The sequence below is a fragment of the Candidatus Omnitrophota bacterium genome, assembly GCA_028716245.1.
GTDB lineage: Bacteria > Omnitrophota > Gorgyraeia > Gygaellales > Profunditerraquicolaceae > UBA6249.
In genome coordinates this window covers 181,996-203,934 of sequence record JAQUQW010000001.1, presented here as the reverse complement: position 1 = coordinate 203,934, position 21,939 = coordinate 181,996, and the positions used below count along the sequence as shown (strand labels likewise).

36 protein-coding genes are annotated in these 21,939 nt (G+C 44.8%); all 36 read right to left on the bottom strand.

Annotation, left to right across the window (positions count from 1 at the left end; genetic code table 11):
* Nucleotides 1–40 precede the first annotated feature (40 nt).
* Nucleotides 41–1,297 (bottom strand): 3-isopropylmalate dehydratase large subunit, encoded by a 1,257-nt coding sequence (locus tag PHG87_01145; protein MDD5476807.1) that lies wholly within the window; start codon nt 1,295–1,297, stop codon nt 41–43.
* Nucleotides 1,294–2,469 (bottom strand): pyridoxal phosphate-dependent aminotransferase, encoded by a 1,176-nt coding sequence (locus PHG87_01140; GenBank protein MDD5476806.1) that lies wholly within the window; start codon nt 2,467–2,469, stop codon nt 1,294–1,296. The genes PHG87_01145 and PHG87_01140 overlap by 4 nt, the downstream gene beginning before the upstream one ends.
* A gap of 17 nt (nt 2,470–2,486) precedes the next feature.
* Nucleotides 2,487–3,059 carry a 50S ribosomal protein L17 gene (gene rplQ, locus PHG87_01135; GenBank protein MDD5476805.1) on the bottom strand — a complete coding sequence of 191 codons (573 nt, stop codon included), beginning with the start codon at nt 3,057–3,059 and terminating at the stop codon, nt 2,487–2,489.
* A gap of 5 nt (nt 3,060–3,064) precedes the next feature.
* Nucleotides 3,065–4,057, bottom strand: coding sequence for a DNA-directed RNA polymerase subunit alpha (locus PHG87_01130; GenBank protein MDD5476804.1), 993 nt, complete (start codon nt 4,055–4,057; stop codon nt 3,065–3,067).
* Nucleotides 4,058–4,104: 47 nt separating this feature from the next.
* Entirely contained in the window at nt 4,105–4,734 is a 630-nt protein-coding gene (rpsD, locus tag PHG87_01125; protein ID MDD5476803.1) for a 30S ribosomal protein S4, read from the bottom strand.
* 3 nt (nt 4,735–4,737) lie between these two features.
* Nucleotides 4,738–5,127, bottom strand: a complete 390-nt coding sequence (rpsK, locus tag PHG87_01120; protein ID MDD5476802.1) for a 30S ribosomal protein S11 — start codon at nt 5,125–5,127, stop codon at nt 4,738–4,740.
* Between the two features lie 14 nt (nt 5,128–5,141).
* Nucleotides 5,142–5,552, bottom strand: a complete 411-nt coding sequence (gene rpsM, locus PHG87_01115) for a 30S ribosomal protein S13 (protein MDD5476801.1) — start codon at nt 5,550–5,552, stop codon at nt 5,142–5,144.
* 48 nt (nt 5,553–5,600) lie between these two features.
* Nucleotides 5,601–5,714, bottom strand: a complete 114-nt coding sequence (rpmJ, locus tag PHG87_01110; protein MDD5476800.1) for a 50S ribosomal protein L36 — start codon at nt 5,712–5,714, stop codon at nt 5,601–5,603.
* Nucleotides 5,715–5,933, bottom strand: a complete 219-nt coding sequence (gene infA / locus PHG87_01105; GenBank protein MDD5476799.1) for a translation initiation factor IF-1 — start codon at nt 5,931–5,933, stop codon at nt 5,715–5,717.
* 1 nt (nt 5,934) lies between these two features.
* Nucleotides 5,935–6,678, bottom strand: coding sequence for a type I methionyl aminopeptidase (gene map, locus PHG87_01100; GenBank protein MDD5476798.1), 744 nt, complete (start codon nt 6,676–6,678; stop codon nt 5,935–5,937).
* Nucleotides 6,679–7,326: an adenylate kinase gene (locus PHG87_01095; GenBank protein MDD5476797.1), complete on the bottom strand. Its 648-nt coding sequence runs from the start codon at nt 7,324–7,326 to the stop codon at nt 6,679–6,681.
* Between the two features lie 2 nt (nt 7,327–7,328).
* Nucleotides 7,329–8,675: a preprotein translocase subunit SecY gene (gene secY, locus PHG87_01090; protein ID MDD5476796.1), complete on the bottom strand. Its 1,347-nt coding sequence runs from the start codon at nt 8,673–8,675 to the stop codon at nt 7,329–7,331.
* Nucleotides 8,668–9,114, bottom strand: a complete 447-nt coding sequence (gene rplO, locus PHG87_01085) for a 50S ribosomal protein L15 (protein ID MDD5476795.1) — start codon at nt 9,112–9,114, stop codon at nt 8,668–8,670. Before rplO ends, secY begins: the two co-directional genes overlap by 8 nt.
* A gap of 116 nt (nt 9,115–9,230) precedes the next feature.
* On the bottom strand, nt 9,231–9,683 hold the full coding sequence (gene rpsE, locus PHG87_01080; GenBank protein MDD5476794.1) for a 30S ribosomal protein S5: 453 nt from the start codon (nt 9,681–9,683) through the stop codon (nt 9,231–9,233).
* A 3-nt stretch (nt 9,684–9,686) separates the two neighbouring features.
* Nucleotides 9,687–10,046: a 50S ribosomal protein L18 gene (gene rplR / locus PHG87_01075; protein ID MDD5476793.1), complete on the bottom strand. Its 360-nt coding sequence runs from the start codon at nt 10,044–10,046 to the stop codon at nt 9,687–9,689.
* A 1-nt stretch (nt 10,047) separates the two neighbouring features.
* Complete coding sequence (rplF, locus tag PHG87_01070) at nt 10,048–10,593, bottom strand: 50S ribosomal protein L6 (GenBank protein MDD5476792.1); 546 nt, start codon at nt 10,591–10,593, stop codon at nt 10,048–10,050.
* A gap of 61 nt (nt 10,594–10,654) precedes the next feature.
* Nucleotides 10,655–11,050: a 30S ribosomal protein S8 gene (gene rpsH / locus PHG87_01065; protein ID MDD5476791.1), complete on the bottom strand. Its 396-nt coding sequence runs from the start codon at nt 11,048–11,050 to the stop codon at nt 10,655–10,657.
* Nucleotides 11,051–11,109: 59 nt separating this feature from the next.
* Nucleotides 11,110–11,295 (bottom strand): type Z 30S ribosomal protein S14, encoded by a 186-nt coding sequence (locus PHG87_01060; protein MDD5476790.1) that lies wholly within the window; start codon nt 11,293–11,295, stop codon nt 11,110–11,112.
* 3 nt (nt 11,296–11,298) lie between these two features.
* Entirely contained in the window at nt 11,299–11,856 is a 558-nt protein-coding gene (gene rplE, locus PHG87_01055) for a 50S ribosomal protein L5 (protein MDD5476789.1), read from the bottom strand.
* Between the two features lies 1 nt (nt 11,857).
* Nucleotides 11,858–12,169: a 50S ribosomal protein L24 gene (gene rplX, locus PHG87_01050; GenBank protein ID MDD5476788.1), complete on the bottom strand. Its 312-nt coding sequence runs from the start codon at nt 12,167–12,169 to the stop codon at nt 11,858–11,860.
* Entirely contained in the window at nt 12,169–12,537 is a 369-nt protein-coding gene (gene rplN, locus PHG87_01045) for a 50S ribosomal protein L14 (GenBank protein MDD5476787.1), read from the bottom strand. Before rplN ends, rplX begins: the two co-directional genes overlap by 1 nt.
* Complete coding sequence (rpsQ, locus tag PHG87_01040) at nt 12,538–12,819, bottom strand: 30S ribosomal protein S17 (GenBank protein MDD5476786.1); 282 nt, start codon at nt 12,817–12,819, stop codon at nt 12,538–12,540. It abuts the gene before it with no gap.
* A gap of 1 nt (nt 12,820) precedes the next feature.
* Nucleotides 12,821–13,012, bottom strand: coding sequence for a 50S ribosomal protein L29 (gene rpmC / locus PHG87_01035; protein ID MDD5476785.1), 192 nt, complete (start codon nt 13,010–13,012; stop codon nt 12,821–12,823).
* A gap of 1 nt (nt 13,013) precedes the next feature.
* On the bottom strand, nt 13,014–13,430 hold the full coding sequence (gene rplP, locus PHG87_01030; protein ID MDD5476784.1) for a 50S ribosomal protein L16: 417 nt from the start codon (nt 13,428–13,430) through the stop codon (nt 13,014–13,016).
* A gap of 68 nt (nt 13,431–13,498) precedes the next feature.
* A complete protein-coding gene (gene rpsC / locus PHG87_01025; protein MDD5476783.1) occupies nt 13,499–14,212 on the bottom strand; it encodes a 30S ribosomal protein S3 in 714 nt (237 codons plus the stop codon).
* 3 nt (nt 14,213–14,215) lie between these two features.
* Nucleotides 14,216–14,554 (bottom strand): 50S ribosomal protein L22, encoded by a 339-nt coding sequence (gene rplV, locus PHG87_01020; GenBank protein ID MDD5476782.1) that lies wholly within the window; start codon nt 14,552–14,554, stop codon nt 14,216–14,218.
* 1 nt (nt 14,555) lies between these two features.
* Nucleotides 14,556–14,843 (bottom strand): 30S ribosomal protein S19, encoded by a 288-nt coding sequence (rpsS, locus tag PHG87_01015; GenBank protein ID MDD5476781.1) that lies wholly within the window; start codon nt 14,841–14,843, stop codon nt 14,556–14,558.
* Nucleotides 14,844–14,845: 2 nt separating this feature from the next.
* On the bottom strand, nt 14,846–15,682 hold the full coding sequence (gene rplB / locus PHG87_01010) for a 50S ribosomal protein L2 (protein ID MDD5476780.1): 837 nt from the start codon (nt 15,680–15,682) through the stop codon (nt 14,846–14,848).
* A gap of 1 nt (nt 15,683) precedes the next feature.
* On the bottom strand, nt 15,684–15,962 hold the full coding sequence (rplW, locus tag PHG87_01005) for a 50S ribosomal protein L23 (protein ID MDD5476779.1): 279 nt from the start codon (nt 15,960–15,962) through the stop codon (nt 15,684–15,686).
* The gene (gene rplD, locus PHG87_01000) at nt 15,962–16,606 is read right to left on the bottom strand and encodes a 50S ribosomal protein L4 (GenBank protein MDD5476778.1); all 645 of its coding nucleotides are present in this window, start codon (nt 16,604–16,606) and stop codon (nt 15,962–15,964) included. The genes rplW and rplD overlap by 1 nt, the downstream gene beginning before the upstream one ends.
* 1 nt (nt 16,607) lies before the next feature.
* Nucleotides 16,608–17,243, bottom strand: coding sequence for a 50S ribosomal protein L3 (gene rplC / locus PHG87_00995; protein MDD5476777.1), 636 nt, complete (start codon nt 17,241–17,243; stop codon nt 16,608–16,610).
* A 23-nt stretch (nt 17,244–17,266) separates the two neighbouring features.
* Nucleotides 17,267–17,572 (bottom strand): 30S ribosomal protein S10, encoded by a 306-nt coding sequence (gene rpsJ / locus PHG87_00990; GenBank protein ID MDD5476776.1) that lies wholly within the window; start codon nt 17,570–17,572, stop codon nt 17,267–17,269.
* Nucleotides 17,573–17,575: 3 nt separating this feature from the next.
* Entirely contained in the window at nt 17,576–18,778 is a 1,203-nt protein-coding gene (gene tuf / locus PHG87_00985) for an elongation factor Tu (protein ID MDD5476775.1), read from the bottom strand.
* A gap of 65 nt (nt 18,779–18,843) precedes the next feature.
* A complete protein-coding gene (gene fusA, locus PHG87_00980; GenBank protein MDD5476774.1) occupies nt 18,844–20,940 on the bottom strand; it encodes an elongation factor G in 2,097 nt (698 codons plus the stop codon).
* Between the two features lie 87 nt (nt 20,941–21,027).
* Entirely contained in the window at nt 21,028–21,498 is a 471-nt protein-coding gene (rpsG, locus tag PHG87_00975) for a 30S ribosomal protein S7 (GenBank protein ID MDD5476773.1), read from the bottom strand.
* Nucleotides 21,499–21,561: 63 nt separating this feature from the next.
* Nucleotides 21,562–21,939 (bottom strand): 30S ribosomal protein S12, encoded by a 378-nt coding sequence (gene rpsL, locus PHG87_00970; protein MDD5476772.1) that lies wholly within the window; start codon nt 21,937–21,939, stop codon nt 21,562–21,564.

The window sequence follows — 21,939 nt, the reverse complement described above, 5'->3', positions numbered from 1 at the left end:
ATACCTATTAGCGTCGGGTGCCTCGCTAAGCGCGGGGTAGCTAGAAATAATCTCTGGGATCACTGATATGGCCCTTAAGCGCAGAAGCTGCCACCGTAGCCGGAGAAGCCAAATAAATAAAAGCCGAAGGGTTGCCCATCCTGCCTTTAAAATTACGGTTTGCGGTTGAAATCACTACTTCTCCATCGCTGGGAATACCGTTATGCGTACCCACGCAAGGGCCGCAGCCCGGAGCGACAATGACTGCGCCGGATTTGATAAATACCTCAACCAAACCAAGTTTTAAAGCCTCCAGATAGACACTGCGGGAACTCGGAGCAATGATCAACTTAACTTCCGGAGAAACCTTGCGTTTATTTAAAATTTTTGCCGCTACCTTAAGGTCATCAATCCGGCCGTTAGTACAGGTGCCCAAAAAAGCTTCGTTTATTTTTACCTTCTTCAAAGTTTCTGCCTCCGTAGTATTATCTACGCTATGCGGCATCGAAACCATCGGCTTGAGTTTAGAGATATCAAACTCATAAACACTCTCATAAAGAGCGCCATTATCTGCGGTAATATTTTCAATGCGCCTCTTGCCGGAAACCCGCGATTTTAACCAGCTAATAGTTTTAGCATCGACCGGCAAAAAACCTGTTTTTGCCCCCATCTCAACCAGCATGTTGGCAATAGTGAACCGGCCATCCATACCCATATTATTAATCACCGGGCCGTAAAATTCAACTGCTTTATACGTAGCCCCGTCACTTTTTAATTTGCCGATTATATACAAAATTATATCCTTAGCAAAAACTCCTTTGGGAAGTTTTCCCGTAACGATAATTTTTACGGTTGCCGGGACTTTAAACCAATTTTTTCCCGTAGCTAAAGCTATCGCCAAGTCCGTAGACCCCACACCCGTGGAGAATGCTCCCAGGGCCCCGTAAGTACAAGTATGGGAATCTGCCCCTAAAACTAAATCTCCGGGCAAAACATTTCCCGATTCAGGGATGACCTGATGGCAAACCCCGCAGCCGATATCGAAAATTTCCGTGTTAAAATCCTGCGAAAAATCGCGCATCTTCTGATGCACCCGGGATACCCCTTCGCTGGGGCTGGGGGCGCTATGGTCAATTACCATACAAAACTTAGTTCTTAATTTTTTTACCCCCAAATCTTTAATCCGGTCGATGATTATCGAGGATGTTCCATCCTGGCCAAAAGCAAAATCAATTTTGCAGACCGCAAAATCTCCCGCGCGCAAAGTTTTGCCCGCATGCCGGCTTAATATTTTTTCAGCTATAGTCGCTTGGTTCATAATTTTGTTACCCACTTTTCCAACCTATCCATGCCTTTCTGCAATTCTTCCATACTTGTGGCAAAACTTATCCTGATATGGTCATCCATGCCAAAACTGATTCCGGGAATAAGGCTGACATATTCTTCATCAAGCAGGCGCTTGGAAAAAGTCAAAGAATCAAGGCCGGTTTTAGAAATATCGCAAAACACATAAAACGCGCCTTGCGGCAGAGAAAAACTTAAATTCTTAATTCCCTTTAACCTTAAAGCCAGGTAATCCCTTCTTTTAGAAAACTCCTGGCACAATTTATGCGTAAAATCTTCCGGGGCGCTTAAGGCGGCTACCGCTGCTTTCTGGGCGATGGAATTAGGATTAGAGGTTGAGTGATCCTGTAAGTTTGAAATGGCATTGGCAATATCGCCTGGCGCGCCCAGATAACCGATACGCCAGCCGGTCATGGAATGGCTTTTGGACAGGCCGTTAACCGTAATGGTCAGGTTATAAATATCTTTATTGAAGCTGGCAATTGAATTATGTTTTAGGCCGTCAAAAGTAATCTTTTCATAAATCTCATCGCTAATTACAAAAATATTCTTATCCACGCAGATTTTAGCTATCTCCTCAAGCTCCTGCCTATCATAAACTGAACCGGTAGGATTTGACGGGTTGTTAAGAATAAGTACTTTGGTTTTAGGGCTAATATGCTTAAGGAGTTCCTTTGCGGAAATTTTAAAATTGCTTGCCGCGGATATCTTGATGAAACGGGCGCTTGCCTCACAAAGGCTGGTCATTTCAGGATAACTAACCCAATAGGGCAAAGGGATAAGCACTTCGTCAGCGCGATTTAAAAGCACCATCAGGGCGTTATAAATACTATGCTTTGCCCCGTTAGAAACTATAATCTGGTCCGGAGAATATTCTAATGAATTATCTTTTTTGAATTTCTGGCAAATGAGCTTTTTTAGTTCGGGGATACCGGTGGTGGGGGTATATTTGGTGAATCCGGAAGTAATTGCCGCAATTGCCGCGTCCTTTATAAAATCCGGCGTGTCAAAATCCGGCTCACCGGCGGCAAAATTAACAATATCCTTGCCTTCGCTTTTAAGCTTTTTAGCTTTAGAGGTTATCGCTAATGTCGAGGAAGGATGTATTTTTTTTAGGCGCTCAGCAAGCCGAGTATCTATTTTCATAAAAGTTTTTCTTCAATTTACAAAGAATCACTTTTCTTTCTAAATATGGTCCGCAAGCCTCCCATAAACTTCTTCTGCGGCTTTTTCTGGTCAACCGGAGCTTCTTTAGTTACCGCCTTGGGCGCCTGCTTTTTCTCTTCCTGGGCGATTTTCTCTTCGCTAACCTCTTCCACTTCTTGGGTTGCCTGCGGTTTGGCTTCTTTGGCCAATTTAGTTTTTTTAGGTTCTTTTTTCTTTAATTCCGTAAGTTCAAAAATAACCATCTCCGCATTATCGCCGCGGCGTTTGCCGATGCTGATGATCCTGGTAAAACCACTGTTACGGTTAGCGAAACGCGGCCCAATTTCATTAAAAAGCAGGTTGACTAATTTATGTTCACCGAGCACTCTTTGCGCCTGCCTGCGGGCAAAAAGCGTGTTTCTCCTAGCCAAGGTTATCAGCTTATCGACCATTTGTTTGCTGGCTTTGGCCCTGGTCAAAGTAGTTTTAATACTCTGACAAATGATCATATTCCTGGCTAAGCTTCTTATTGTCGCATCATGCCAGCTGGTAAAACGTCCGAGCTGCAGCCTTTTCTTTGCGTGTCTCATTTTATTTAGCCCTTCTTCATTTTCTTGGGATCGACCTGCATCCCTAAACTAACCCCCATACCCATAAGCAGCTCCTGAATCTCGGTAAGCGACTTCTTGCCGAAATTCTTAAAGTTGAGCATCTCATCTTCAGTTCTCTTAACCAGATCAGCGATAGTTTTTATTCCGGCTTCTCTTAAGCAATTGGAGCTTCTCACGGAAAGCTCAAGCTCAGAAATCGGCAGCCTTAATTTTTCATACAAAGCCGTATCTTCCTTGGTCATCTCCGGTTCCTCTTCAGCGACATCCTCGGGAAGCTGGCCAAAACTTACAAAAATATCCAAATGCCTTTGTAAAATATTGGAAGCATAGAGCAGGGCATCTTTAGGGCTAATGCTGCCATTGGTCCAGATCTCAAGGATCAGCTTATCGTAATCCGTGCGCTGGCCTACGCGGGTATTTTCGACATAATAGTTGATCTTCTTAATCGGCGTGAATATTGAATCCACGGCAATGAAACCGGCGACTTTATCTTCTTTTTTATTCAATTCAGCCGCAACATAACCTCTGCCGCGGGAGACTTCCATTTCGATATAAAGCTTGGTATCCTTGGTAAGGGTGGCGATATGCAGCTCGGGATTAATGATCTCGATTGTCTCATCCGCCTGGATATCCTTGGCCTTAACCTCCCCCTTTTTATCCGCTTTCAAATAAATTGTTTTGGGGATCTTGGAGTGGGAATTCAAAACCAGGCTTTTGATATTTAAGATAATCTCCGGCACATCCTCAAGTACCCCGGGTATAGTGGAAAACTCATGGGAGACTCCGGCAATTTTAATTGCCGTAACCGCGCTGCCTTCGATGGATGAAAGCAAGACCCTTCTTAAAGAGTTACCCAGGGTTACCCCGTATCCTCTTTCAAAAGGAGCCGCCTGAAATTTTCCATATGTCTCAGTATATGTCGACTCATCACATTCAAGTTTCTTAGGAAACTGAAAATCTCTCCATTTTATTCCCATATTATCCCCCCAATTGTATTTAATAAAACTACAGATTGATTCTATTTTTACTTGGAATACAACTCAACGATCAACTGCTCTTGTATCGGCTGTTGAATATCGGTTTTCTCAGGAAGCTTGACAACTTTTGCTCTCATCTGCGCTGCGTTGAATTCAAGCCAGCCGGGAACAGTCCTGTCTTTAGAAAGCTCCAGATTATCTTTAATCTTAATTTTAGCTTTATCCTTAGCTTTAATTTCAACCAGATCATCCTTATCCACTAAATATGACGGAATATTTACCCTGCGGGAATTAACCGCCACTAAATTGTGCCTGACAATCTGGCGCGCCTGTGAACGGGAAATACCCAGGCCCATACGGAAGATCACGTTATCCAGCCTGCGCTCTAACAATTGCAAAAGCACCTTACCGGTTACCCCTTTAGTCTTTGAGGCAATCTTGAAATATTTACGAAACTGCCTTTCCAAAACCCCGTAAATCCTTTTAACCTTCTGTTTCTCTTTCAGCTGCACTCCGTAGTTAGAAAGCTTCTGCCTTCTGCCCTGCCCATGCTGGCCCGGCGGATACGCTCTTTTGCTGGCGGCACACTTTTCAGTCTGACACCGGGTCCCCTTTAAAAACAGTTTTTCTCCCTGCCTGCGACATAACCTGCAAACTGCACCAGTATAACGGCCCATAAGTTAGACTCTCCTTTTCTTCTTGGGACGGCAACCATTATGAGGAATAGGAGTTACATCCTTAATCAAAGTTACCACCAAACCTGCTGCCTGAAGCGCCCGGATTGCCGACTCTCTGCCGAACCCCGGACCCTTCACATAAACTTCCAATTCCTTGACACCGACTTCTTTGGCCTTGCGGGCAACATCCGTTGCCGCAACCTGGGCGGCAAACGGAGTAGACTTCTTAGAACCGCTGTAACCAACGGTTCCGGGAGCGCTCCAAGCCAAAACATTTCCCTGCTTGTCGGTTATTGAAATAATCGTATTGTTAAAACTTGCCTGAATATGGGCAATACCGCTGGTTATGCCCCGTGCGATTTTTTTCTTCTTTGCGTTATCTTTTGTCGCCATTTTATTTATACTCCTTATTTAGCGGCAGGTTTAGCAGCTTTTGCCGGTTCGGCTTTTCTTATCGGAGCAAGATTTACTCTCTTCTTGCCTTTTCTGGTGCGCGCGTTAGTACGCGTGCGCTGCCCTCTAACCGGAAGGCCTTTCTTATGGCGCATGCCCCTCCAAGAACCGATATCCATAAGACGCTTAATATTCTGCGATATATCGCGCCGTAAATCCCCTTCGACTCTTAATGACCCCTTTTGCAGGATATTGGTAATCCGGGAGACCTCCTCTTCGCTCAAATCCTTGGCCCGCTTATCCGGATTGATCCCGGCTTCTTTAAGCACAACATTTGAAAGCGCCCGGCCTATACCATATAAATAAGTAAGGGCAATCTCAATTCTTTTTTCTTTAGGTATATCCACACCGATAATTCTTGGCATATCTACTCCTTGATCACAAGTGCACACTGCGCTGCCTAGCGCGGGGTGTTATCCTTGCCTCTGTTTATGTTTAGTAGTTACGCAAATAACCCGCACTACCCCTCTTCTTTTTATTATTTTACACTTATCGCAAATTTTACGGATCGACGCTTTAACTTTCATCTACCTCACCCTAAAAGTAATTCTCCCCCGGCTTAAATCATAAGGAGAAAGCTCTAACTTGACTTTATCACCCGGAAGGATCCTGATAAAATTCATCCGCATTTTTCCTGAGACATGCGCTAAAACCACATGCCCATTCTCAAGTTCAACTTTAAACATGGCATTGGGCAGCGCTTCGATAATTTTTCCTTCTGTCTCAATCAGTTCTTCTTTTGGCATACTATTCTGTCAGTATTAACGGCCCTTTATCGGTAACGGCTACAGTGTGTTCGAAATGCGCGGATGCAGCGCCATCTTTAGTTACTGCTGTCCAACCATTATCAAGAATAAGGCACTCCCAGCCGCCCATATTAATCATCGGCTCAATAGCCAAGACCATCCCGCTTTTTAAAAGCGGGCCTGAGTGCGGCTGTCCAAAATTAGGAATTTCAGGATCCTCATGCAAAGCAGTTCCGATGCCATGGCCGACAAATTGCCTGACCACCGAGAATCCCTGCGCCTCAACAAAACTTTGAATACTATGAGAAATATCAGTTAAATTGTTTCCTACCCGCGCTTGTTTGATGCCTATATCAAGCGACTGCTTTGTTACCGCGATTAACTTTTTCTTGCCTTCATCTATTTTACCGACTACCAAAGTTACCGCCATATCCGAAAAATAACCCTGGTAGTTTACTCCTAAATCTATGCTGACGATATCCCCTTCCAGGAGCACCCTTGGCCCGGGAATCCCGTGGACAATCTCTTCATTTACGGAAACACAAGAAGCTGCCGGAAAACCTTTATACCCCTTAAAAGCCGCAAGAGCATTTTCTTTAACAATCAATTCTTCGCTTAAGCGGTCAATATCTAAAGTCGTGATCCCCGGCTGCACGATTTTTTCAACCTTGCGCATAACCGCAGCCAAAATCTGCCCTGAGCGCTTGAGCATCTCTAAATCTTTTGGCGACTTCAGGGAAATCATTTAGGCCTTGGCGCTTAACGCAATGATCTGTTCTAAAACTACCGCCGGATCCAAATCCGCATTCAAACTGTGCAGTTTTTTGGTTCGGGTGTAATACTCTATCAAAGAAGCAACTTCATTCTTATAAACTTCCAGGCGCTTACGTACCGTTATTTCATTATCATCGGAACGCTGGTATAAAGATCCTTGGCAGCTATCGCATACTCCCTTAACTTTAGGAGGCATATTCACCACGTGAAAGTTTGCTCCGCACTTAGAACAAACCAGCCTTCCGGTAAGCCGCTTGATGATTATCTCATCGCTGGTATTTAAATAAACTACCAAATCCACCGCCAATCTCTTGCGGCTCAAAATCTCATCCAGGGTCTTGGCTTGAGCCAATGTTCTGGGGTATCCATCGAGGATAAAACCTTTTTTTGTATCCGGATTATTGAAACGTTCATCCAGCATTTTAGCGACCAGCTCATCCGGCACAAGCAAGCCCTTATCCATAATACCCTTGGCTTGCTTACCTAAATCCGTACCATCCTTAACATTCTGCCTCAAGATATCTCCGGTAGATATATGCGGCAGGGCCAATCTTTCGGCCAGTCTTTTTGCCTGAGTGCCTTTACCTGCCCCGGGAGGACCTAAAAGTACTAGATACATTATTATCTTCTTCCTCTGATTTGCCCGCTTTTGATAAAACCTTCGTAATGATGCGTCAATAGATGCGACTCAATTTGTTTTAAAGTATCCAGCATTACTCCGACAATAATCAAAACACCCGTGCCGCCGAAAAATGAAGCCACCAGATACGGCACCTTTAACCAGGCCATAATAAAATCCGGAAAAATCGCGATAACCGCAATAAAGGAGGCGCCGGCCAAAGTAATCCTGGTCATCACGTAATCAAGAAATTCAGCGGTAGGCGCGCCGGGCCGGATTCCGGGAATAAAACCGCCGTACTTTTTCATATTTTCAGACAGGTCATTGGGATTAAAAACAATGGCCGTATAAAAATAACAGAAGAAAATTATCAAAAGAGCATAAACCACCGAATAAAGCACCTGTCCGCGGATTAAACTTTGGGCCAAGCGTTGAAAACCGGGATTCGGAATAAAAGAAGCCAGGGTGGCCGGAAACAATATAATTGACTGCGCGAAAATAATCGCGATAACTCCGGAAGTATCCACCTTAAGCGGTATATAGGTGCTCTGCCCTCCGTAAATCTTGCGCCCGACGATCCTGCGGGCATATTGCACAGGAATCTTGCGCACACCCTGCGTAATCATGATTACCGAAAATACCACGACCACTAATAAAAAAGCCATAATCAATAAAGTAACCGGTTGAATCTGCCTGCGGCTGGGCGCAAACGGAGAAATTAAAACAAAGAGTTGGTTGAGCGCCGTAGGAATACGCGAAATAATACCGGCGGTAATCACCAGGGAAATACCGTTGCCGATACCCCGCTCCTGGATCTGTTCACCCAGCCACATAATAAAAATTGTTCCAGTGGTAAGGGTTAAAACCGTTAAAATCCGGAATCCCCAACCCGGGTGCATCACAATTTGCAAGCCTTCAAAACGAGCCGGATTCTCAAGCCAAAGAGCGATGAAATAGGATTGAATGACCGACAAGAGGACCGTTCCGTAACGGGTAAACTGATTTATTTTTTCGTATCCGGACTTGCCTTCTTTGGCCAATTTTTCAAAAGCCGGCACTACCGCAGTGAGCAGCTGCATAATAATGGAGGATGAAATATACGGCATTATCCCCAGGGCAAAAATAGTTAAACGTTCCATCGCGCCGCCGGAAAACATATTAATTATGCCAAAGAGCGTACCGCCTTGGGTCTTAGCAATACGGTTAAAAAAATCCGCCAAGGCCGCCCCGTCAATGCCGGGAGTAGGAATATAACAGCCTACGCGGTAAACCGCAATCAGGGCGCCGGTGATAATTAAGCGCCTCTTTAAATCCGGGATCTTAAACGCATTAACTAGCGCGTTAAACATTTATGATTTCTGCTTTGCCACCGGCGCTGGCGATCTCCGAAGATGCACGTTTTGAAAATGCATGCGCCTGGATAGTCACCGCATTCTTAATGCTGCCGTTTCCCAGTATCTTAATCAACGCAGATTCATTTTTGATTAAACCTTTTTCTTTTAAAATAAGCGGGGTGATCAGAGCCTCTTTAATCGAATTCAGGTCCGCCAAATTGACAATCTGATAAACTTTTTTAAAATTACTCACAAACCCGCGTTTGGGCATTCTGCGGATAAGCGGAGACTGGCCTCCTTCAAAACCTAAATAAAAATGCCTGCCGGCGCGGGAGGTCTGGCCTTTACTTCCGCGGGTTGAGGTTTTGCCATGGCCGGAACTGGAACCGCGGCCTAAGAGTTTTCTTTTTTTATGCGAACCAAAGGGGCTTTTTAGATTATGCAAAGAAACCAAACTTACCGCGGCCTCCTTCTTGGCCTCTGGAAGAGCAATTTTCTTTACAATCTTTTTTACCGCCGGTTTTTTAATTACGGATTTACTTTCGGATTTTTTTTCTTTCATTTTTATTTTTAGGCCTTTAGGCTCCTTAACCCTTGCATCGTAGCCTTAATAACATTAATCGGATTATTCGACTTTAAACACTTAGTGAGTATATCTTTGATCCCGGCGGCCTCACAGATTGCCCGCACCGGGCCGGCGGCAATAACACCCGTACCTTCTGATGCCGGCTTAAGCAAAACACTGGCGGCCCCAAATTTACCGATTATCTCATGCGGAATAGTCGCTCCTTCAAGAGGAATCTTAAACAGGCTCTTCTTGGCCTTGGTTAAAGATTTGCGGATAGCTTCAGCCACTTCATTGGCTTTATCCAAAGCAAAACCAACCCTGCCTTTAGTATCCCCCACAACGACTAAAGCGCTGAAATGCAGCTTTTTCCCGCCCTTAGTTACTTTGGTAACCCGGTTAATACTAATAACCTTTTCCACCAAATCCGATTGCTGTCCGATAGTTAATTCACGCATAATTTAAAACTCCATTCCGCCTTTTCTTAATGCATCGGCAAAAGATTTAATCCTGCCGTGATAAAGATATCCTGCCCGGTCAAAAATTACCTTGCTATACCCTTTCTCCTTTGCCGTTTGGGCAAATAATTGGCCAAAAAGCTCCGCTGATTGTACGTTTCCGGCGCTGGAAAATTTCTGTTTCAAAGATTTGTCTTTAGTGGAAAGAGAAAACAAAACCTTTCCTATGGTATCATCTAAAACTTGGGCGGAAATATTCTTTAAAGAACGGTGCACCACCAGCCGGGGTTTCTCGGCGGTACCCAACATTTTCATCTTGATTCTTTTATGCCGCTTAAGCCTTAACTCTTCTTTTTTTCTCATTTTATTTACCGGTTGCCTGCGCTTTTCCGATCTTTTTCTTTACATGCTCCCCTACAAAACGAATCCCTTTGCCCTTATAAGGTTCAGGAGGAAAAATTGCGCGGATTTCAGTTGCCACTTCTCCGATTAACTCCTTATCAATGCCTCTGATGACCAGCTGCGTAGGCTTAGGAGTTTCAATCTTAATTCCGGCGGGAATGGCAAAATTTACCGGATGGGAAAAACCTAAAGCCAGGTTTAATTTATCCCCGGCTACCGCGGCTTTAAATCCCACGCCGATGATCTCCAACTCCTTAAGGTAACCTTCGGTTACACCCTTAATCATATTCACGATCAGGGCCCGGTATAATCCATGCATGGATTTATCCACCTTAGTATCGGCTACCCTGGTAACCAAAAGCTGGGTATCTTTAATCTCGACATTAATCCGGTCAGTTAACTTACGGCTAAGCTTACCTTTAGGGCCCTGGACAAAAACCTCCCTATCCTTAACTTCAATCTTGACATCCTTTGGTATTGTTACCGGTTTTTTTCCAATCCTAGACATTTATTTTTTCCTCAATTAGAGGACACCCGCGCAATACCTTATAAGCGCGGGGTGCCATTCCTTACCAAATATAACCAATAACTTCGCCACCCACGCCCAACTCTCTGGCTTCCTTATCGGTAATTACACCCTTGGAAGTTGAAACAATCGCCAGCCCCCTGCCGCGTAAAACGGTGGGAATCTTTTTTCCCCGGGCATAAACCCTTAAACCGGGCCTGGAGACCCGTTTAATATTACGGATAGCTGATTTTCCGGCGGTATATTTTAAATAAACCCTCACCAATCCCTGCTTTTTATCTTCGATCAGTTTAAAATTATCGATATACTCATTCTTTTTTAGAATAGCCATAATCGATTTGATGTTGCTGGAAGCCGGAAGATCCACGGTATCCTGTTTAATCAATATGGCGTTACGGATGATTGTAAAAACATCTGCAATTAAATCTGTCCTGGACATTTATTCTCCTAGCCCACACGGGCACACCCGCGCAATTCATTATAAGCGCGGGGTGTAATCTACCAGCTGGCTTTTTTAACGCCGGGGATAAGCCCCTGCCAAACCAGCTCTCTAAAACAAATACGGCAAAGCTGGAACCTTCTTAAGTAACCGCCGCTTCTGCCGCAAATTGAACAACGATTGTATTTACGAGTTGAAAACTTAGGTTTTCTTTTCCATCTTGCGATTTGTGAATTCTTTGCCATTTTTTATTTTTCTTCCTTAGCCTTAAAGGGCATGCCAAAATAACGGAGTAAACTTCTTGCCTGCTCGGTATTCTTGGCATTCTTGATCACAAAAGTAATATCCATCCCCTGAGTGCGGGTAATTTTATCGTACTCAATCTCCGGAAAGATAATCTGCTCGCTTAAACCCAGGGTATAATTATAACCTTGATCAAATGAATCCGGGGAAACACCGCGGAAATCACGGATACGGGGGAGAGCGATATTCAGCAAACGGTCCATAAACTCATACATCATCGCCCTTCTTAAGGTAACCTTGGCGCCGACCGCCTGGCCTTGCCTGACTTTGAAATTAGCAATGGCCTTTTTTGCCCGGCGGATAATCGGTTTCTGGCCGGTAATATTGCCCAGCTCATCCACGGATTTCTCCAACATTTTAACATCCTGAGTGCCTTCGCCAATACCCATGTTGACGACGATCTTATCGACTACGGGCACGGCCATCTTATTCTTAAGCTTAAAATCTTCCATTAACTTGGGAACAATTTCATTACGGTATTTTTCTAATAGCCTAGGTATCATATTATAGCGCCTCTTTACAAGCTTTACAAAATCTTGATTTTGTTCCGTCTTTTAAAATTATTGAACCGGTACGGGAAGCCTTTGAACAATGCTTGCAGAAAACCATAAGGTTAGCTACGCTGACGGGCATCTCTATTGAAATTATCCCGCCCTTCTGGTCCTGACGGCTCTGGCGCTTGTGTTTCTTGGCAAGGTTTAAGCCTTCAACTATGGCGCGCCGGTTACCCTCAATAACACTGATTACTTTTCCCTGCTTACCTTTATCCTTGCCTTTAATTATCTGGACAATATCATTCTTCTTGATTTTTTGCATTAAATTACCTCTGGCGCTAAAGAAATTATTTTATTAAAATTCTTATCCCTTAACTCGCGGGCAACCGGGCCAAAGACGCGCGTGCCCCTGGGGTTATCTTTATCGTCAAGGATTACGATGGCATTACGGTCAAAACGCAATATGGAGCCATCCGGCCTTCGGATATCCCGCCTGGTACGTACGATTACCGCCCTGGCCATCTCTCCTTTTTTCACCGTGGCCCCGGGTATAGATTCCTTGATGTTAACCCTTACCACATCTCCGATATCTGCATTAAAACTGCCCATTTTTCCCAATACACAGATTAGCGAAGCCTTGCGGGCTCCGGTATTGTCGGCCACATCCAAAATACTGCGTAATTGAAGCATTTATGCAATCTCCTCAGGATTTACCAAATGCATACTTGCGGCTTTCTTAAGCACTGCCTTGACTATAAAACGCTTATCTTTTGACAGGGGGCGGGTTTCGGCTATGCTCACCATATCCCCAAGCTTGGCGATACCCTTTTCATCGTGGGCCTTAAACTTACTGCGCAGCTTGACTGTTTTAGAATATTTGGCATGCCTGGTTAAATGCATGGTCTTGACCACCACGGTTTTCTGCATCTTGTCGCTGGTTACTATCCCGATGAATTCTTTTTGTTTACCCATATTATTTATCTTTCTTTCCCTTTAAGACTGTCCTAATGCGGGCGATATCCTTCTTTAACAGCGCAAACCGATGCGGCTTCTCCACATTGCCCGTGTAACGCTGCGTATTTAACTTAGACAGTTCGGCATAAAGAGCCTTTTCTTTCTCTAACAACTCACCTGTCGGTAAATCTCTTAATTCCTGCGGTTTCATGTTATTTATGCACCCTGGTTACAAATTTTGTGCGCAGCGGCATCTTATAGGCTGCCAGGCGGAAACAGGATTTAGCATACTCCTGTGGAACTCCCCCTAATTCAAAAAGTATGCGCCCTCTTTTCACTACGGCAACCCAATGATCGAGGTCGCCTTTACCTTTGCCCATACGCACTTCTGCCGGTTTCTTGGTTATGGATTTATCCGGAAATATCCTGATCCATAATTTACCGCCTTTATGCAGCTGGCGCGCCAAAATCACGCGCACAGCTTCAATTTGCGTATTTTTAATCCATCCGTTATCCAGAGACTTTAAACCAAATTCTCCGAAAGCCAAGGTTGAGCCGGTAGTGGCTATCCCGCGCCTCTGGCCTTTTTGCAATTTACGATATTTAACCCTCTTGGGCATTAAAACCATTCGAGCACCTTTAATCCTTTATCTAGCGATGTCCTACCGAGTTTACGAGGTAGGGCAAGCTCCTTGCTCTAACGCTGTTGTCCTGCGGGCCTAAAAGCTTCTTTAGGCTGTCCGCCGGCTTGAGCGCTTTTAACTTCCTCCTGAACAAACTGCTTTCCTAATATATCGCCTTTATAAATCCAAACCTTTACTCCGATTAAACCGTAGGTAGTAAGGGCTTCGGCAAAACCGTAATCAATATCCGCACGTAAAGTTTGCAAAGGAACTTTGCCGATTTTATATGTTTCTTTACGGCCCATCTCCGCGCCGTTAAGCCGGCCGGAACAGCTGACCCGGATACCTTTTACTCCGGCCTGAATTGACTGCTCCATCGCTCTTTTTACCGCCCGGCGAAAAGCAATCCTCTTCTCTTGCTGTAAGGCAATGTTTTCTGCGACTAATTGCGCATCCCAGGCGGGATTATTTACTTCCTGGATATCGATGGACAGCTCATTTTTAACTAAGCCATTTAAATCCGAGCGCAGCCGCTCAATATCTGAACCGTGCCGGCCGATGATAATTCCCGGACGGGCAGAGAATATGCGGATCTTAATCCTTTCGGCCAGCCTCTCAATAACAATTTTGGATATCGCTGCCTGCTTAAATTTACTTTTAATAAATTTTCTAATCTTATAATCCTGCTGAATAAACAGCGGGAAATCTTTGGTTTTGGCAAACCAACGCGAATGCCACTGCCTTATAAAACCAATCCTTAACAATAACGGACTTACCTTATGTCCCATGAATTATTCCCCCGGCTTTAAATCCAACTCAATTTTTATATGTACTGTACGCTTAACTATTGATGCGGCCCGGCCAAAAGCAGCGGCCTTAAATCTTTTCCACATCGGCCCGGGATTACAAACAATCTTGGAAATATACAATTTCTCGGCCGCAAAACCCTTGACTTTAGCGTTAGCGATCGCGGATTTCAATATTTTTATGAGGAACTCTTTTGATCTTTTATTCAAATGCAGCAGGATGCTTTGCGCCTGGAGGGCATCCTTGCCGCGGATAAGATCGGCAACGATACGCACCTTGCTGGGTGAAATCCTTAAAAATTTTCCTTCGGCTTTTGAAATCATTTTATGTCTTTTCCAGCGCTTTCTTGGCCTTAATACCACCGTGCTTCCTGAAGATCCTGGAAGGGGAAAATTCCCCTAATTTATGGCCGACCATATTTTCGGTAATAAAAACCGGAACGTGCTTTTTGCCGTCGTAAACCGCAAAGGTCAATCCCACAAAATCCGGCAGGATCGTCGAGCGCCTGCTCCAGGTTTTAATTGCCTGGCGCAATCCGGCTTTGGTCTGCTTTTCTATCTTTTTTAATAAACTTTCCTCCACGTACGGTCCTTTTTTCAGTGAGCGCGGCATAATTATGGCTTCCTTCTTTTAACGATAAATTTATTAGAATACTTATTACGATTCCTGGTACGATAACCTTTAGTCGGCTTGCCCCAGGGAGTAACCGGATGCGGATTGCCCTGCCCGCTTTTGCCTTCTCCGCCGCCGTGAGGATGGTCAAACGGATTCATTACTACTCCTCTTACTGAAGGTTTAATCCCCAGCCAGCGGCTCTTGCCGGCTTTGCCTAAAACAATCGCGTCATGATCGATATTACCGATCTGTCCAATAGTAGCATGACAATCTAAACTTACTAACCTGACCTCTCCGGAAGGCAATCGGATATGCGCCATATCCGCCTCTTTAGCCATAATCTGGGCGCTGGTTCCTGCCCCGCGCACAATTTGGCCGCCCTTGCCCTTAAATAACTCAATATTATGAATCAAGGTACCGGAAGGAATATTACGCAGAAGAAGGCAATTCCCGATTTTAATTTCAATATCTTTCTGATCACTGGCAATAACCATATCTCCCACATTAAGCCCCAAGGGAGCAATAATATAGCTCTTGCGCTTATCTGGGTATTCAACCAAAGCAATCCTGGCGGAACGGTTAGGGTCATATTCAATGGCAATAACCTTTGCCGGCTGATCGTAGATGTTGCGTTTAAAATCAATTATCCGCAGCATGCGCTTGTGCCCGCCGCCGATATGGCGGGTCGTGATCCGGCCGTAAGAATTTCTTCCGCCGGTTTTCTTAAGCGCGACCAGCAAGGAACGCTCCGGTTTATTCTTAGTGATCTCGGAAAAATCCGGCCCGCTCATATGCCTGCGGCTTGGTGTTGTCGGTTTAAATTTAATGATCCCCATATTATGCTACCTCTATTTTTTGCCCGGCCACTAAAGTAACTACGGCTTTTTTCGTGTCGGATGTGCGTCCCAATTGATGCCTTACCCTTTTAAGTTTACCCATAGAAACAAAGGTATTGACGTCCTTAACCTTAACTTTATAAGCCTGCTCCACGGCTCTTTTAATCTGGATCTTATTCGCAGAATTATCTACCAAAAAAAGATACTTGCCTTTAGGCAAATAGGTGCTTGATTTTTCAGTCTGTAAAAGTGCTTTAATTATCGCGGTAATTGCGGTCATTACTTTAACCTCTTAGTCAAATCCGTTAATCCGGCTTTAGTGATCAGCAGCTTTTGATTATTCATTACTTCGTAAGCATGGCAGTCAGAAGCCAAATTTACCGTTAAGAAACCAATATTCTTTAAGGACACTTTTAATTGGCCATCCAGTTTATGCGTTAAGAATAAAACCTTTTTTATTTTTTTATCTTTTGCGGAAAATAATTTTAAATTAGTAAATACCTTTACCGCCTCCTTAGTCTTGGGCGCATCGATTTTAAAATCATCCAAGACCACAAAATTATTTTCTTTGAGCTTAAGATTTAAACTTGTTTTTAAAGCCGCGGCCTTGATTTTTTGCGGGACATCATAAGAAAAATCGCGCGGATGCGGGCCAAAAACTACCCCGCCATGCCTCCAAAGAGGAGAACGCGTGGAACCTACGCGGGCACGCCCTGTCCCCTTTTGCTTCCAGGGTTTCTTACCGCCTCCGGAAACTTCGCCGCGGGTCTTAGTTGAAGCCAATCCTTTTCTCTGGTTAGCCCGGTAACCTTCAATAGCCTGATGCAAGCTATTGGTATTCAGGCTTGCGTCAAAAATTGCGGCATCGAGTTTTATCGTCTCAACTTCCGCGCCTTGGCTATTATATACGGGTAAGGTAAACATATTATTTTTTCACTGCCGCTTTCTTTGCTTTCTTTTTAAAAGATTTGGTAACTACTAGATACCCATTTTTAAATCCGGGAACCCCTCCCTCAACCAACAAAAGATTATTTTCTAAATCTACTTTGATCACTTTTAAGTTTTGTACCGTTGCGTTTTTGGCGCCCATGTGCCCGGGCATATGATGCCCCCTAAAGACACGGCCGGGAGTAGTGCTGGAACCAATGGAGCCAACCCGGCGGTGCGAAGTTGAACCGTGGGTTCTCGGACCACCCTTCCAATGCCAACGCTTCATACCACCCTGGAAACTTTTTCCAATGGAAGTCCCGCGGACATCCACAAAATCGCCTTCGGCAAAAAGATCAACTTTAAGCTCATCCCCCACTTTATATTCAACATTAGCTTCTTTTGAAATATCTTTAATCACCTTACGCGGAGCAATATTTAATTTTTTATAAAGCCCCAATTGCGGCTTCTTTACACTTTTTTCTTTTGCCAAATCAAAACCCAATTGGATATTCTTATCCATAACCCTCAGGATCGGGCAAGGCCCGGCCTGGATAGCCGTAACCCCAACCTGGCTGTTATCCGAGGCAAACACCTGAGTCATTCCAATTTTTTTACCAATCAAACCAATCATTTAATTTATCCGTCTTTGATTTACTACTTGATCTCTACGTCCACTCCTGCAGGCAGGTTTAATTTCCTTAATGAATCGATGGTCTTAGCTGTAGGTTCAAAGATGTCAATAAGGCGTTTATGGGTAGATAAATCAAACTGTTCACGTGATTTTTTATCAACGTGCACCGAACGCAGCACCGTATAAATCTCCCTTTTTGTGGGAAGCGGCACGGGGCCGGAAATCTTAGCCCCGGTGCGCTTAACGGTATCCACGATCTCGATAACTGCCTGATCTAAAAGCCGGTGATCATAGGCTTTTAATTTAATGCGAATCTTTTGCGTATTCATTGTTTATGCAATAACCTCGGTAACTACGCCTGCTCCTACGGTGTGGCCGCCTTCACGGATAGCAAAACGTGATTCCTTCTCAATGGCAATCGGAGTAATTAACTCGACATCCAAAGCCACATTATCCCCGGGCATAACCATTTCCACGTTAGCCGGAAGACCGGCTGTACCGGTTACATCTGTTGTACGGAAATAGAATTGCGGCCTGTACCCCTTAAAAAATGGAGTGTGCCTTCCGCCTTCTTCTTTGGTCAGGATGTAAACCTGAGCCTTGAATTTCGTGTGCGGGTGAATAGATTTGGGAGCCGCAATAACCATTCCGCGCTCAACATCATTCTTTTCTACGCCTCTTAAAAGCAAACCAACATTATCACCAGCCTGGCCTTCATCCAAAAGCTTACGGAACATTTCGATTCCGGTAACTACGGATTTCTTGGGTTCCGGCCTTAAACCGATAATCTCGACTTCCTCGCCAACTTTAACCTTACCGCGCTCGATTCTTCCGGTTGCCACAGTCCCTCTACCTTCAATACTGAAAACATCTTCGACTGCCATCAGTAAAGGCTTGTCTAACTCTCTGGGAGGAAGAGGAATAAACTCATCAACCGCTTTCATTAAATCCAAAATCGGTTTGGCCTCTGGGCTATTAGGATCGGTTGCCGCATAAGCTTTATTTGAGCTACCGCGGATAATCGGCGTTTTGTCCCCCGGATATCCGTATTTGGTTAAAAGATCCCTTATTTCCATCTCAACCAGATCCAAAAGCTCTTTGTCATCCACTAAATCAACCTTATTCATAAACACGACCATCGCCGGCACATTTACCTGGCGGGCCAAAAGTATATGTTCTCTGGTCTGAGGCATCGGGCCGTCAGCTGCTGAAACAACCAAAATTGCCCCATCCATCTGGGCGGCACCGGTAATCATATTCTTGATATAATCCGCATGGCCCGGACAGTCGATATGGGCGTAATGGCGGCTGTCTGTTTCATATTCGACGTGAGCAACAGAGATGGTAACAACCTTTGTGTCATCGCGCACTGTTCCGCCTTTAGCAATATCCGCGTAATCTCTGGCAGTAGCTTTTCCAAGCTTGGAAAGAACATTGCAGATAGCAGCAGTAAGGGTAGTTTTACCGTGATCGATGTGCCCGATGGTCCCGATATTGACGTGCGGCTTACTCCTTACAAATTTTTCTTTAGCCATTTCTTATCCTCCTTGCCCCTAAGGGCACACCCGCGCAATACCTTATAAGCGCGGGGTGTGTTTTTTTAAAATGTCTTTCTTTCTTTTGTGTTTGTTGAGCCTTGAATAACTTTTTCCGCTACCTGTGTTGGAACTTCGCTGTAAAAGGAAGGTTCCATTGTATATGATGCACGGCCCTGTGTCAAGGATCTTATTACCGTTGCGTAATTAAAAACTTCCGACAACGGAACATTGGCACGGATGGTACGTAAATTTAACCTCTGACCAAGGGCAATTATTTTTGCGCGCCGGCTGCTTAAATCACCGATAATCTGTCCCATAAATTCTTCGGGCACAACTACCTCAATATCCATAATCGGTTCTAATAAAACTGGCTTGGCCCTTTTCATCCCATCCTGAAAAGCCAGGGAACCTGCCATTTTAAATGCCAATTCCGAAGAATCGACTTCATGAAATGAACCGTCGACCAAAACAACTTTGACATCGGTAACCGGATAACCGGCCAAAACGCCATTCTTAGCCGCGCCCATTACGCCCTGTTTTACCGCCGGGATAAATTCACGCGGGATAGCGCCGCTTTTTATTTTATCTTCAAAGGTTATGCCTGTGCCCGGAGTCTCTTGCGGACTCATCTCAATGACACAATGGCCGTATTGCCCGCGGCCGCCGGATTGGGAAATAAATTTTCCGACGCTAGGAACACTTTTCTTGATTGTCTCCCGGTAGGCAACCTGCGGAGCCCCAACCGTAGCCTCAACATTAAACTCGCGTAAAATCCGGTCAATAATAATTTCCAAATGCAGCTGGCCCATACCGGCAATCAGGGTCTGTCCGGTCTCTTGATTATAAGTAACCCGAAATGACGGATCTTCATCTTCTAACTTATGCATGGCAATACCCAGTTTCTCCTGGGCATCCTTGCTCTTAGGCTCAATTGCCTGCTGAATAACCGGTTCCGGAAAACGCATGGCTTCAATAAGAATCGGGTTTTTTTCCGTGCATAAAGTGTCACCGGTCTTGGTATCTTTTAAACCCACCAGCGCGGCAATATCGCCCGTAGAAATACTGTCCGTAACCTCCTGGTGGTTAGCGTGCATTTTAACAATTTTAGTCACACGCTCTCTTTCTCTTTTAGTAGCATTGTAAATATAAGTTCCCGAAGCAAGCGTTCCCGAATACATTCTTGTAAAATAGATTTTGCCGACAAAAGGATCTGAGGCTACCTTAAAACATAAGGCAGTAAAAGGAGCTTCATCGCTTGCGGTTACCTCTTCGAATTCCCCCGTATCCGGATTTGTGCCTTTTACCGGGGGCACATCAACCGGAGAAGGCAGATAATCCTTTACCGCATCCAAGACCATTTGCACGCCTTTATTTTTAAAAGCCGATCCGCAAAGGACCGGCACAAATTTATTTGCAATTACGCTTCTGCGGATGGCCGCTTTTAACTCTTCATTAGTTACAACCTTACCCTGTAAATAATCTTCCATAATTTTATCATCCGCTTCGGCAACTTTTTCCACCAGGATCATACGGTGTTTTTCAAAATCGGCAATTAAATCTTCCGGAATTTCTTTTATCTCAAATTCTTTCCCGAGTTCATCTTCATAATGAATCAATTTTTTCTCAACCAAGTCTACAAGCCCGTTAAAACCGCCTTCCCGGCCAACCGGAAGCTGGATTGCCGCGGCATTGGCTCCTAGTCTTTGGTGCATCTGGTCAATTGCCGCAAAAAAATCCGAACCTGTGCGGTCCATCTTATTGACAAAGGCGATCCTTGGCACGCCATAACGGTCCGCCTGGCGCCATACGGTTTCTGATTGCGGTTCAACCCCTCCGACTCCGCAAAAAACAACCACCGCACCGTCTAAAACCTTCAATGACCTTTCCACTTCAATGGTAAAATCCACGTGGCCCGGAGTATCAATTAAATTAATCGTGATATCCTTCCATTTACAAGTAGTCGCGGCGGCGGTAATCGTAATGCCCCTTTCCTGCTCCTGGACCATCCAGTCCATAGTCGCTGCCCCGTCATGCACCTCGCCAATCTTATAATTTTTACCAGTATAAAACAAAACACGCTCGCTGGTCGTAGTTTTTCCGGCGTCGATGTGGGCAATTATTCCGATATTTCTAATTTTATCTAAAGGAATCTTTCTCATTTAATGAGCGCTTAACTTACGAACACGACAGTGTGAGTAAGTTAATGCGCGAATTAATCCCGCCGAATAATTTGAGGCGGGAACTATTTACCATCTAAAATGCGCATAGGCCTTGTTGGACTCAGCCATCTTATGCGTATCATCCCTCTTTTTGATTGCCGAACCCTCGCCCTTGTACGCGGCGATAATTTCATCGGCTAATTTTTCCTGCATAGGCTTGCCTTTTCTATTCTGGGCAAAATCCCTGATCCAACGCAAGGCAATGGAGGTGCCGCGCTCCTGCCTTACTTCTATCGGCACCTGATAAGTAGCCCCGCCAACCCTGCGCGGTTTTACTTCCAGGCGCGGCCGGGCATTATCTAATGCCTTATAAAATACTTTTAAAATATCCTGCTCATTTAAATTCTTGAGCACAATATCAAAAGCGCTGTAAACTAATTTTTCCGCCACAGCCTTCTTTCCGTCGACCATAACCATATTCATAAACTTGGCGATTATTTTGCTGTTATATTTAGGGTCTGCTAGAATAACTTTTTCCTGCGCTTTTCTTCTTCTCATCGATTATCCTTTGCCCACAAGGGCACACCCGCGCAATACCTTATAAGCGCGGGGTATAAATTATTAAGCCGCTTTTGGCCTCTTGGCTCCGTATTTAGAGCGCCCTCTTCTGCGGGCGTTAACCCCTGAAGCATCCAATGTGCCTCTGATAATATGGTAACGCACACCGGGTAAATCTTTAACCCTGCCGCCTCTGACCATAACAATGGAATGCTCCTGAAGATTATGCCCTTCACCCGGAATATAGGCAGTAACTTCTAAGCCCGTTGTCAGCCTGACCCTGGCAATCTTACGCAGCGCAGAGTTAGGTTTCTTCGGCGTCATCGTACGCACTTGGATACATACGCCTCTCCTTTGAGGACAAGCTTTTAAAGCCGGAGACTTACTTCGCTTCTTTTTCGAAATTCTACCGTGTCTGATTAACTGGGCAATTGTGGGCAT

Bases quoted from the DNA above. Each gene is read 5' to 3' on its own strand.
- rplN (MDD5476787.1), bottom strand. From the start codon at position 12,537: ATGCTTCAATTACGCAGTATTTTGGATGTGGCCGACAATACCGGAGCC.
- fusA (MDD5476774.1), bottom strand. From the start codon at position 20,940: ATGAGAAAGATTCCTTTAGATAAAATTAGAAATATCGGAATAATTGCC.
- rplC (MDD5476777.1), bottom strand. From the start codon at position 17,243: ATGATTGGTTTGATTGGTAAAAAAATTGGAATGACTCAGGTGTTTGCC.
- map (MDD5476798.1), bottom strand. From the start codon at position 6,678: ATGATTTCCCTGAAGTCGCCAAAAGATTTAGAGATGCTCAAGCGCTCA.
- rpmJ (MDD5476800.1), bottom strand. From the start codon at position 5,714: ATGAAAGTTAAAGCGTCGATCCGTAAAATTTGCGATAAGTGTAAAATA.
- rplV (MDD5476782.1), bottom strand. From the start codon at position 14,554: ATGATTTCAAAAGCCGAAGGAAAATTTTTAAGGATTTCACCCAGCAAG.
- tuf (MDD5476775.1), bottom strand. From the start codon at position 18,778: ATGGCTAAAGAAAAATTTGTAAGGAGTAAGCCGCACGTCAATATCGGG.
- rpsH (MDD5476791.1), bottom strand. From the start codon at position 11,050: ATGTCCAGGACAGATTTAATTGCAGATGTTTTTACAATCATCCGTAAC.
- rpsG (MDD5476773.1), bottom strand. From the start codon at position 21,498: ATGAGAAGAAGAAAAGCGCAGGAAAAAGTTATTCTAGCAGACCCTAAA.
- rplB (MDD5476780.1), bottom strand. From the start codon at position 15,682: ATGGGGATCATTAAATTTAAACCGACAACACCAAGCCGCAGGCATATG.
- rplW (MDD5476779.1), bottom strand. From the start codon at position 15,962: ATGACCGCAATTACCGCGATAATTAAAGCACTTTTACAGACTGAAAAA.
- PHG87_01145 (MDD5476807.1), bottom strand. From the start codon at position 1,297: ATGAACCAAGCGACTATAGCTGAAAAAATATTAAGCCGGCATGCGGGC.
- rplX (MDD5476788.1), bottom strand. From the start codon at position 12,169: ATGCAAAAAATCAAGAAGAATGATATTGTCCAGATAATTAAAGGCAAG.
- PHG87_01140 (MDD5476806.1), bottom strand. From the start codon at position 2,469: ATGAAAATAGATACTCGGCTTGCTGAGCGCCTAAAAAAAATACATCCT.
- rplP (MDD5476784.1), bottom strand. From the start codon at position 13,430: ATGGTTTTAATGCCCAAGAGGGTTAAATATCGTAAATTGCAAAAAGGC.
- rplR (MDD5476793.1), bottom strand. From the start codon at position 10,046: ATGAGAAAAAAAGAAGAGTTAAGGCTTAAGCGGCATAAAAGAATCAAG.
- rplQ (MDD5476805.1), bottom strand. From the start codon at position 3,059: ATGAGACACGCAAAGAAAAGGCTGCAGCTCGGACGTTTTACCAGCTGG.
- rpsJ (MDD5476776.1), bottom strand. From the start codon at position 17,572: ATGAATACGCAAAAGATTCGCATTAAATTAAAAGCCTATGATCACCGG.
- infA (MDD5476799.1), bottom strand. From the start codon at position 5,933: ATGCCAAAAGAAGAACTGATTGAGACAGAAGGAAAAATTATCGAAGCG.
- rpsL (MDD5476772.1), bottom strand. From the start codon at position 21,939: ATGCCCACAATTGCCCAGTTAATCAGACACGGTAGAATTTCGAAAAAG.
- rpmC (MDD5476785.1), bottom strand. From the start codon at position 13,012: ATGAAACCGCAGGAATTAAGAGATTTACCGACAGGTGAGTTGTTAGAG.
- PHG87_01095 (MDD5476797.1), bottom strand. From the start codon at position 7,326: ATGTATCTAGTACTTTTAGGTCCTCCCGGGGCAGGTAAAGGCACTCAG.
- rpsS (MDD5476781.1), bottom strand. From the start codon at position 14,843: ATGCCGCGCTCACTGAAAAAAGGACCGTACGTGGAGGAAAGTTTATTA.
- rplE (MDD5476789.1), bottom strand. From the start codon at position 11,856: ATGATACCTAGGCTATTAGAAAAATACCGTAATGAAATTGTTCCCAAG.
- rpsE (MDD5476794.1), bottom strand. From the start codon at position 9,683: ATGCGTGAATTAACTATCGGACAGCAATCGGATTTGGTGGAAAAGGTT.
- rpsQ (MDD5476786.1), bottom strand. From the start codon at position 12,819: ATGGGTAAACAAAAAGAATTCATCGGGATAGTAACCAGCGACAAGATG.
- rpsD (MDD5476803.1), bottom strand. From the start codon at position 4,734: ATGGGCCGTTATACTGGTGCAGTTTGCAGGTTATGTCGCAGGCAGGGA.
- secY (MDD5476796.1), bottom strand. From the start codon at position 8,675: ATGTTTAACGCGCTAGTTAATGCGTTTAAGATCCCGGATTTAAAGAGG.
- rplF (MDD5476792.1), bottom strand. From the start codon at position 10,593: ATGTCTAGGATTGGAAAAAAACCGGTAACAATACCAAAGGATGTCAAG.
- rplD (MDD5476778.1), bottom strand. From the start codon at position 16,606: ATGTTTACCTTACCCGTATATAATAGCCAAGGCGCGGAAGTTGAGACG.
- rpsK (MDD5476802.1), bottom strand. From the start codon at position 5,127: ATGGCGACAAAAGATAACGCAAAGAAGAAAAAAATCGCACGGGGCATA.
- PHG87_01060 (MDD5476790.1), bottom strand. From the start codon at position 11,295: ATGGCAAAGAATTCACAAATCGCAAGATGGAAAAGAAAACCTAAGTTT.
- PHG87_01130 (MDD5476804.1), bottom strand. From the start codon at position 4,057: ATGGGAATAAAATGGAGAGATTTTCAGTTTCCTAAGAAACTTGAATGT.
- rpsC (MDD5476783.1), bottom strand. From the start codon at position 14,212: ATGGGACATAAGGTAAGTCCGTTATTGTTAAGGATTGGTTTTATAAGG.
- rpsM (MDD5476801.1), bottom strand. From the start codon at position 5,552: ATGCCAAGAATTATCGGTGTGGATATACCTAAAGAAAAAAGAATTGAG.